Raw genomic sequence first — 9,731 nt, 5'->3', positions numbered from 1 at the left:
TTTCGAGGATTGGGACACCTATTCCCATAAGTGGGACGTTGCGCTTTCTACCGGCCATTATGTGCCGAGTGCGATCAGCGACGACCTCCACAAGCCTCGCGATACCAGGAGAATCGGTCGTCGCTGCAGTTTCCTGAACACTGCGTCCGAGCGCTATGAGGACGTGCGCGAATGTCTGCTGACCGGCAGGTTCTACACCGCCCATATCCCGGATTTCGGATACGGGAACTGGGATGTCAAGATTGCGGCGAACCATGATCTCCCGTCCGTCGTGTCGATAGGTCTTCGCGACAGCATAGATACCCACATGAGCGTCTCGCGTCCGGCTGCGGAACTTCAGGCGATAGGCCAGGACGGCAAGGTCATGAAGAGCCTCCGAGACACCTGCGACATCGATTACGCCTTCACTCCGTCGGACAGCTACGTCCGTTTCGTCGCCCGCTACGATGACGGGATAGTCCTGTTCAGCAATCCTTTTGCGAGGTGGAACGGCCCGGTGGCTTATTCTGACGCTTCATCCTTCGGCATTCAGACTCCTTACCGAGATTTTGCACATACTATAAACTGGGCGCTGACATTGCCATTCAATCTGGCGGTCCTTCTCGTCGGTCTTCTCCTCCTTTGGTTAGCCTGGAGGCTGATTCATGTATCGAGTTTGTAGCAAAATTTCGTTAACTTTGTCCTTGGTTAACAAGAGTTGAAGATGAAAAAGATCTATCCGATATTATTATTGCTTGCAACATTTCTTTGCTCGTGTCGCAAGGAAATGATGCCGTCTGCTGTTCCGTTCGGTTTGACTTCCGGTTATCTGATTTCGATAGAGCAAGAGTCTGGTAGATATCCCAAAAAGTGGCTCTTTGAATGGAAAGATGGTAGAGTCGTTGGATATAATAGTTGGATATACGATTCTGAAAGCGACAGCTATCGCAACAACGGTTATGGGTATTCTGTTTCTGATATTGAAATGGATAAGAACGGAAGAGTGACGTCAATGTTGGTGTATAGAACTTCTTCCGGCCCTGATTCGGAAAGAGCCCGTTTCTGCTTCGAATATGATCGTGAAGGCCATCTGACGAGCATGATAGGAGTTCCGCTCAAATATATCTACGATAATAGTAGGTTGCGATATGTTGAGTTTGACTCCATCAAATGCAAGTGGGAAAAAGGAAATCTTATCGAGATTCAGACTAGAAACAGAACGATCACGTTTTCATATTCAGATGTCAAGAACAAGTTCTGTCAATATCCTATTGGTATTGCTGACTATTTGCGTCCTCAAGTGGAAGACTATTTCCCTGGCTTTCTTTTCTTGTCTGGCATGACTGGTAAGGGCCCAGATATGCTCCCATCCAGCATTTTCATAGGTAATCAGCATCTATGCGAGTATGAGTTCAACAATGATGGTACAATATCGAGGGAAATAATAGATGGTGTGTCATACAAATACAAGTATCGGTTTTGATTCAGTCATTTGCGACGGACTATTAGTTTAGGACAACATGATGAAGTTTCGTAAATTACTTTTTACTTTGATAGCCTGGCTGGCGGCTTTTGTGGTTGACGCCCATGCTCAGGTGGTTTCCGACCCGTCGTCAGCGGGCGTGCAGGTTTCTTCGGATGCTGTAGCTACGATGGCTTCACCGAAGACGAGGTGGGCCAACTATCTGACTGCGGGAGAATCGTTCTATCTCAATTTCCCCGAAGCAATCGGAATGGGTAGCATACTGTTTTCTACAGGAGCTCAGATCAATCACAGGCACTTTATCGGTATAGAGACCGGCTACACGAGAAGACAGTCAAACAGTAGCGAGGAGGCCTTTGCCATGATGTTCCCGATAGGCCTTGCCTACAAGGCCAAGTTCTCAGACAGACGGTTTAGTCCTTTTGCTGGTCTCAGCGTCTTATACCTTGCTTTCCCGGCAGACGGCGTCGTGGCTACCGTTTTGGCTAGACCGTCCATAGGAGTGAATTTCAGGACGAAGAGGTCGCTTGAGTTTCAGTTGTGTGCAACATATGACTTCACCGTCGAAAAACAATCCCAAGAATTTAAGGACGGTGAGATGATGATGTACCATGGTCTAGGTATAAGCTTAGGTATGTCTTTCTGGGGCTCTTCCAAGGGTGACACCTTCAAGGAGGACTATTACAAGCCTAGGAACAACGCCAGGTTCAGAACTTTCTGAGAATAAGAATCCCCCTCTGGAATGATTCCGGAGGGGGATTCCTGTATCGGAAAGCTGCCGTCAGGCACGGAGATTATTTCTTCCAGAGGTTAGGAAGGAAACGCTCGTAGAGGAGATGTCTCCAGGTTGACCAATCATGGCCGGCGATACCTGTGCAGTAGTATTCGAACTCGATGCCGTACTCCTTGAGAGCGTCGGTGAATCCCTTCACGCGGACATTGAACATGCCCTTCTCCTCTGCGCCGCCCTGGCCGATGAAGAGATAGTCAACCTTGTCGTTTGCCTTAGGGTCGTGGAGGAAGTTCACGAGTGAAGTATCCTCAGGCTTGTTGTCACCAGCGCTGAGCACGCCGAAGTTTGCGAAGAGATCAAGAGAGTTGAGACCCACGAACATGGTGTGGCGACCGCCCATAGAGAGGCCGGAGATTGCACGGCCGTGAGGGTTTGCGATGGTCTTGTAGTGGCTGTCGATGAAAGGAATGATAGCCTCGCGATACTCTCTCTCCATGATGTCGAAAGTGAGGGCAGCATGCTTCGGATGGTTGCGGTGAACGACCTGGTTGTTCACGATTGCGATGATCATAGGCTCAGCCTTGCCCTCTGCGAGGAGGTTGTCCATGATGAAGTTTACGCGACCGTCGTACATCCAGTTGTTAGGAAGCTCGCCGCTACCGCCCATGAGGTAGAGGACAGGATATTTCTTCTTAGGGTTGTACTGAGGAGGAGTATAGACGTAGATGTCACGCATGCCCTCGGTAACAGGGCTGTAGTAGAACTCGCGGGTTACGGATCCGTGAGGAACGTTCTCCTTTGCGTCATACCACATAGGGCCGTCGCCGTGGATGATGAGCTCGCTGTAAGGTGGCATCGCGGTGAAAGACGCGTAGGTGTTGTTAGGGTCTGCCATCTTCACGCCGTCAACTACGAGATTGTACTGGTACATGTCCACAGCAAGAGGACCGATGGTGAGAGTCCAGATGCCGTCCTCGCCCTTGGTGAAAGGGATGTTGCCCATCACGCCCATGACGGTGGTCATGGCGCCGTTGAGCGCTACGGATTCTGCCTTCGGAGCCCTGAGGCGGAAGGTCACGGTACGATCGTCATGTACCTCAGGAGAGTTGAGGTTTGCGCTGAAAGGAATGAGTCCTTCAGTATCTTTCTGGGGGTTATAGCTGAGATTTACGTTCGACTGCTGGGCAACTGCCGGCAGTGCGAAAAGCAGCGCAAGCGCCGCGGCTGAAAGTTTTTTATTCATGGTGTGGTCTTTTAGTGTCACCAAGGTACGAAAAAAACGCAGAAATTCTGCTTTTTTCGGCAAATGGAAAAAACGTGCGGTTGATTTTTACGTTTTTTCACTAAGGCGAACGTTTCTATTCATATCTTTACGATATTGAAAGAATGTGTGTGCAGAGACGCACTGGTCTTTTGCGACACTTAGATTATTTGTTTATGGCCAATAACCCCCTGGATGGTTTCCTGCTCAAGCTAGGTACCGTCCTCACCCTGACAAAGGATGCTCTCTTGGAAGACTTCCTCGGCGATATGCCGAAGTATGTTCCCGATCCATCCGTATTCGACAATGCCAAGACTTACGAAGAGTTCAAGTCGAATCTTGCGAAGAGTTCAGATACGCTGCGCAAGTTCGTCAGCTTTCTCTGTACCCGACTGGGATACGATCTTGGTAAGTTCGGAGAGAATGAGAAGCTGGTGAATCTCATCAGTTCCATCTTCACGACCGTAGATTCTCTCGGAGAGTCCGTCAAGGGACTCGTCTCCATGGACGAGGCTGGATGGCAGAAGGAGTTCGAAACCCTGATGACAGAGACCCAGGGAAAGGATGGAGAGAAATTCCAGTCGGACAACTTCTTCCTTGACCCGAAAGTCGCTAACGAGAAGATGGCGTTCAAGGTGGGTTCCGGTGACAACGCTCTTGAGGTATCTTTTGCGGATATCGAGGGCGTCGGTCAGTTGGGCGGCATAGTGGAGATCGTTTCGAACCTGATCGAACTCATCAAGGCTTTCCACGACATCGAGTGGAAGAGCATCAAGGAAGAGAGCAAGGAGTTCTACGAGTTCATAGAGAGCAGCTATTTCAACGAGAAGTTTGCTGAACGCCTCTTTGACCATATTCTAACCGTTCTCCTTTCGAAGGCGAAGACCGTATTCGACGAGGAGATCAAGGCAATCTCTCAGCAGATAGATAAGTATAAGTCGCAGATCATCTCTACCCTCAACGAGGCAAAGGACAAGGTCAGCGGAACCGCGGAACAGGCTGCGAAGGATATTATTGACCAGATCAATGAGCTGAAGGACGAGCTTGACAAGGTCCACAAGCAGCTTCGCGCCGCAGCACTGGAGGTATATTCTGAGGCACGGAAAGCAGCCCGGGCGGCTGGAAAGGAATTTACCAGGACTATCGAGGAATTCTATGAGGAAGCCTCATCGGAGCTCTATGCCCAGTACCAGCTTCTTCAGGGCGAAATGGCGGAGCTCACTAAGAACGCCTTGGGAGATTTCGGCAAGATAGGTGATGTCCTCAACCGTATACATAAGGTCCTTGATTTCATGGGGCTCCTAAAAACTCAGACTATCGAGACCGCCAAGTTCGTTCCAGGTTCGCTTTCTCTTCCAAAGGTTGATATCGGCGAGGTCAACGGCCTGTTGAAGGATGCTTTTGACAAGTTCCCGGTAGATGGCATCAATGGCGAACTCGATAAGCTGAAGGACGTCGATCCGGGCAAGATCGTCCAGGGGGCCGTCGAAGAGGCTCAGAAGAAGACCGATGAAGCTCTGGCAAAGCTTAAGGACATGTGCCCAACGGTCGAGATCAACGTGATTGACTTCTCAAGGGTTCAGCAGCTCCTGTCTAAGCCTTCAGACTATTTCTCGGAAGTGTTCCCGATGAAGGACCTCGACGACGCGGAGGCGCTGCTCGGAAAGATATATGAGGTAGTCAAGGCTTTCAATGCGGGTATTCCTGACTTCAGTTCGCTTTCTGCCATCCTGAATACGCTCTTGGTGAGAATCAAGAAGGCTATTGACGAGATCGATAGTTCTGCCGACAAGGCCTACAAGGAGGCAAAGGCCGCAGTCCTTGCGAAACTGAAGAAGGTCGAACAGTTCATTCTCGATATCAAGAAGGTCCTCGAAGCCTTTGCCATTGAGGTCAAGAAGCAGATGACCGAAGCATTCGATTCCTTCAAGGAGGATGCCCTCGGCGTCGCCGGTGAGGCAAAGGGAATTCTCTCCGGCCTGCAGGACAGCATTCTGAATGCCGTGAATGAGGCAATCAAGGATGCTCAGCAGACAGGAAGGCATCTTCTTCCGGACACCAATATCAAGCTCCGTAATATTCCTGGACTCGACGTGAAGCCGGACACCCTGATGTACCAGCTCTTCGCAGAGCCGCTCATCAAGGTCGTACAGCAGCAGGCAAAGGAACACAAGCTCTTCGAGGGAATCGACAGCTCGCTATGGCAGAGCGCATTTGCCGATGCCAAGGCTGGCTCGGACGGAGCCGTCGCACTGCTCAATGATTATAAGGGCATACTCGTTGAGATCGATGAGAGAGTCAGGAACATCTTTGACCCTAAGACATACCAGACCAAGTTCATGGCCATTGTCGAATCCCTCAAGGAAGAGTTCGACAAGCAGACAGCAGGCGTTCCTAAGAACGTTGACGAACTGAAGAAGTTCGGCACGGATTCTCTCGACAAGCTCATCAAGGGTGAGAGTCTCAGCAATCCGTTCTCGGGATTCGATTATAACGCATACTTTACCATCGTGTCGGATGGCGTCACCAGTCTGATTCCGACAGATATCGATGCTTACTACCTTAAGCTCAAGGAAGTATCGAATAATGCGATCGAGAAGATTGTCAATGGCAGCGACAAGATGCAGAGCAGCATCAAGGATGCTCTGAAGAAGTCGAAGGAAGACGCCGATGCGTACGCCAACAGTCTGAAAGCCTTTGCCCAGGATGTGTTCACGGCATACTGGAAGGAACTCAAGGATGCAATTTACAAGCTCGTGATCCGACCAATCCTGTCCCTGGTTGAGACTGTTATCCGAAACTGGGTACGTGAACTCATTCAGATGGTGATAGAGAAGGTCATCGTGGTCGTAAAGGAGAAGGCTCTTCTTGCTTACGACGAGTACAAGGACGTATTCAATGAGGTACAGGAGGATATGAAGGATGCCGTAGCCACTGTCGGACAGCTTGCGACGGAGGCAAAGGCGGCAGCCCGTGACATTTCTCAGATGATCAGCGATATACTCATGCTATCGGAGAAAGCCAAGGGTATAAGCTCATGGCAGGATGGACTGTCATTCGCGGTCAGCGTATATTCGGCAATCCCGGATTCTGTCAAGAATGAGGTCAAGGATCTCATACCGCTTCCTAAGTGGAATCTCGAAGGTGTCAAGCTCCCGGACTACAAGCTTGACATGGCAAATAAGTTCCTTGCCGTCTCCCTTTACAGCTACTCGATAGATGATAAGGAAAAGAACCATATAAAGGCGGATGTAAGCATCCAGCTCCTTGCTTTCGTAGGCGATATGCCAGTCGTGGGAGAGGATGGCGAACCGAAGAAGGACGATGACGGCGATCCAATGGTGCGTTCTGGTCTCTATCTGCTTCCGGCATTCAACGGCAACTACGGACAGGCCTTCAACCTTGGTGATAGCCACAAGCTCGAGCTCTCGGCCAGCGCATCGCTGAACAAGAGTGTCGAAACAGCCTCAAAGAAGGATGAGAACAAGTCGAAGGAGATTCAGGATGCTCTCTCGAAGGGTGCTATCGGTCTTTTCATCACTCAGAGTCAGGACTCGAAGTGGAAGCCTGACTGTGAGCCACTGTTCGCTTCCAAGGCCATCGAGGCGTGGTTCGAGATGACATTCTCGAGGGGTCAGGCAGGAAAGGACAAAGCCGATGAACTCAAGATATATGAGTCCGATGTCCTCAACATCACGATGGAGGATTATCCTCAGAAACTGTACATAGGTTACAAGGACGGACTTGACTTCGGATACCTTGGACAGATCAAGAACTTGAATTTCGAGCTCGATCTTGCGCAGCTCAATTCGTTCTTCGAGGCTGTCATGAAGGATAAGATCACTTTCAAGCTCGAAAAATTGCAGCTCGGTTACGGCTACAAGGACGGTTTCAACATTGATGGTTCTGCTTCCGTACGTATTCCAATCAATAAGACCATAGACCTGAAGGCCGTAAAATTGGACAACCTCGCCATTGAGGCAGGATTACCGGGTCTGAGGGGCATCAACTTCGGATTCGGAACCAATCTTACAGTCGACTTGAGCGGCGTCAAGTTCTCTTTCGCCGATTTAGGCTTTGCGCTCGACATGAACCTCCTCACAGAGGACTACAAGTTCGGTGATTTCAAGCTTACGCCTCAGTTCAAGATGCCTGACGGTATAGGACTCTCCATAAACATAGAGGGGACGGTGGTCGGAACCGGTGCTCTCAAGTGGAACAAGGAGACAGGAGAGGTGATGGGTGCCGCTGAGCTTAAGATTCTCGACATGGTCGGCGCAAGTGCTCTGTTCATCCTCAATGCCAAGCCGGTTGATGGTGCTCCGTTCTCGTTCATGGGAGCCCTCTGTGTCTATTTCACCCCAGGTCTCCAGCTCGGAATGGGCATCTCGCTCTCGGCAATCGGAGGCTCTCTCGGTGTGCATAGGAGAATCGATACAGACAAGATGAGGGATGCCGTGAAGGATGGTTCTCTCACGACAATACTCTTCGTCAAGGATCTCGACAAGCATCTCTCCGAGGTGCTTGCGAACATATCTTCATACTATCCGGTGAAGAAGGATCAGTTCTTCTTCGGAGCACTCGCCCAGCTCAAGTGGGCTGAGATCTTCGTGGTCGAAGCTGGTCTCTTCATCCAGGCACCATCTCCGATACAGATCATCCTTGCCGGTGGCCTCCACCTGAAGATTTGCGACACGGTGGACAAGCTCCTCGCAATCAATGCAAACTTCCTCGGAGTCATTGATCCGGACATCGGAATCTCCTTCGATGCCGAACTCGTGGATTCTCAGATCGTCGGTATCGAGCTCCATGGCAGCATCGCACTTCGAATTTATTGGGGCGGCAAGACCAAGGGATTCCTCCTCTCTGCGGGTGGTTTCCATCCTGAGTACACCCCTGAACCTGGATTCAACGTCGGCAAGATGCAGCGTATGGGTCTCAAGCTTGACTACTCGATAGTCAAGTTCTCAATGGATTCGTACTTTGCCGTCACCTCCAATACCGTACAGTTCGGTTCAGACACGAGGCTTCAGATAGGTTGGGAGAAGTTCGGTCTGTCAGGATACACGTACTATAACGTTCTGTTCCAGTTCAATCCTTTCGCGTTCCAGTTCGATGCCGGTGTCGGCCTCGCCGTCAAGTGCGGAAGCTGGACTCTTATGTCCGTAGCTGCCGATCTTGACGTCTCAGGACCGGCGCAGTGGCATGTCAAGGGCAAGGCGTCATTCTGGTTCATCCTTGTCAAGATCAAGATCAGCTTCTCCAAGACCTGGGGCAAGAAGCAGAGCATTTCCGACAAGAAATACGTCGACATACAGGATATCCTCATCGAGGCCTTCGAGGAAAATTCCAACTGGGCTGTCGTCAAGGGCGATATCGTCGACAATCTCGTTAACATAGCCAAGATAGCAGAGGAAGGTGACAAGCAACTCGTCATGAATCCGTTCGATACCGTAGGATTCAACCAGAGTCAGATCCCGTTCAACACCTTGATCGAAAGATACGGCGAGGCAGTTCCTGGAGACATCACAAAGGTTGAGCTCGACAAGGTCGGTTTCGAGGGTGATGAGGTGAAGGCACTTCATACCGATGCGGTATCTTCGTTCGCACCTTCTCTTACCAAGAACATGACCGACGCGGAGAAGCTCCACGCGCCTTCGTACAAGGATGTCAAGGCCGGTTTCAATGTCAAGGTCGATCCGGAAAGTGAAGGCAAGGTCAAGCCTGAGGAGCTTAGCATTGAACTCGAGTCAGAGGTACAGGACATCGACCTCTCATCTTGGAACAGGTGGGCGAAGAAAGCGGGATCAATCAAGAAGGCAGCCCAGACCGACACTCTCGACCAGGCTGACGAATCGATCCCTTCAGGAGTCATCACGAAGAAAAGCGTCAAGCCGTCATCCCGTCGTACCGCAGTCGGCTTCCAGAGATATCTCAAGGAACTCGATCACAACTACTCCGGCGATCAGAATCTCAAGATTGCAGACCTTATGAAGAGCCTCGAGGAGAATGACATCGAAGCCATCAAGGCACTCGACAAATCTGCAAGGGATGAGACCAGTACATCAAAGCCGAGCAGAAGACCTCCTATCAGGCCAGGCTTTGTCAAGCCCCTCGATTTCACTCCTGCTGCCGATCTGACCAAGCTCAAGGAGATCATGAATGTCAAGGAAATGGACAGGCAGTATGGCGAGATGATAATCAGAAGAGACACTCTGAGGACCCTTGAGGCGAGAAAGAATGCACAGCTAAAGAAATTTTCAGTTAAAAAGTAG

The 9,731-nt window shown here is 50.4% G+C and carries 5 protein-coding genes; 4 read left to right on the top strand and 1 reads right to left on the bottom strand.

Annotated elements, in window-relative coordinates; all coding sequences use genetic code 11:
- The 3 genes from AC06ND_RS10185 to AC06ND_RS10175 all read left to right on the top strand — a co-directional run.
- The coding region (locus AC06ND_RS10185) for a hypothetical protein (protein ID WP_475678871.1) at positions 1-661 on the top strand (661 nt) is incomplete at its 5' end.
- A gap of 42 nt (positions 662-703) precedes the next feature.
- Positions 704-1,462, top strand: coding sequence for a hypothetical protein (locus tag AC06ND_RS10180; protein ID WP_475678870.1), 759 nt, complete (start codon positions 704-706; stop codon positions 1,460-1,462).
- 37 nt (positions 1,463-1,499) lie between these two features.
- Positions 1,500-2,183, top strand: coding sequence for a hypothetical protein (locus AC06ND_RS10175; RefSeq protein ID WP_475678869.1), 684 nt, complete (start codon positions 1,500-1,502; stop codon positions 2,181-2,183).
- Positions 2,184-2,256: 73 nt separating this feature from the next.
- Here the strand turns inward: AC06ND_RS10175 and AC06ND_RS10170 are convergent, their stop codons facing one another.
- Positions 2,257-3,438 (bottom strand): alpha/beta hydrolase-fold protein, encoded by a 1,182-nt coding sequence (locus tag AC06ND_RS10170; RefSeq protein WP_475678868.1) that lies wholly within the window; start codon positions 3,436-3,438, stop codon positions 2,257-2,259.
- Between the two features lie 194 nt (positions 3,439-3,632).
- On the opposite strand from AC06ND_RS10170, the gene AC06ND_RS10165 reads away from it, so the two are divergent.
- Positions 3,633-9,731 (top strand): DUF6603 domain-containing protein, encoded by a 6,099-nt coding sequence (locus AC06ND_RS10165; RefSeq protein WP_475678867.1) that lies wholly within the window; start codon positions 3,633-3,635, stop codon positions 9,729-9,731.

This window comes from Candidatus Cryptobacteroides sp., assembly GCF_056207615.1.
Note: the sequence above shows the minus strand (reverse complement) of the source record. Positions and strands in the feature narration are given on the sequence as shown.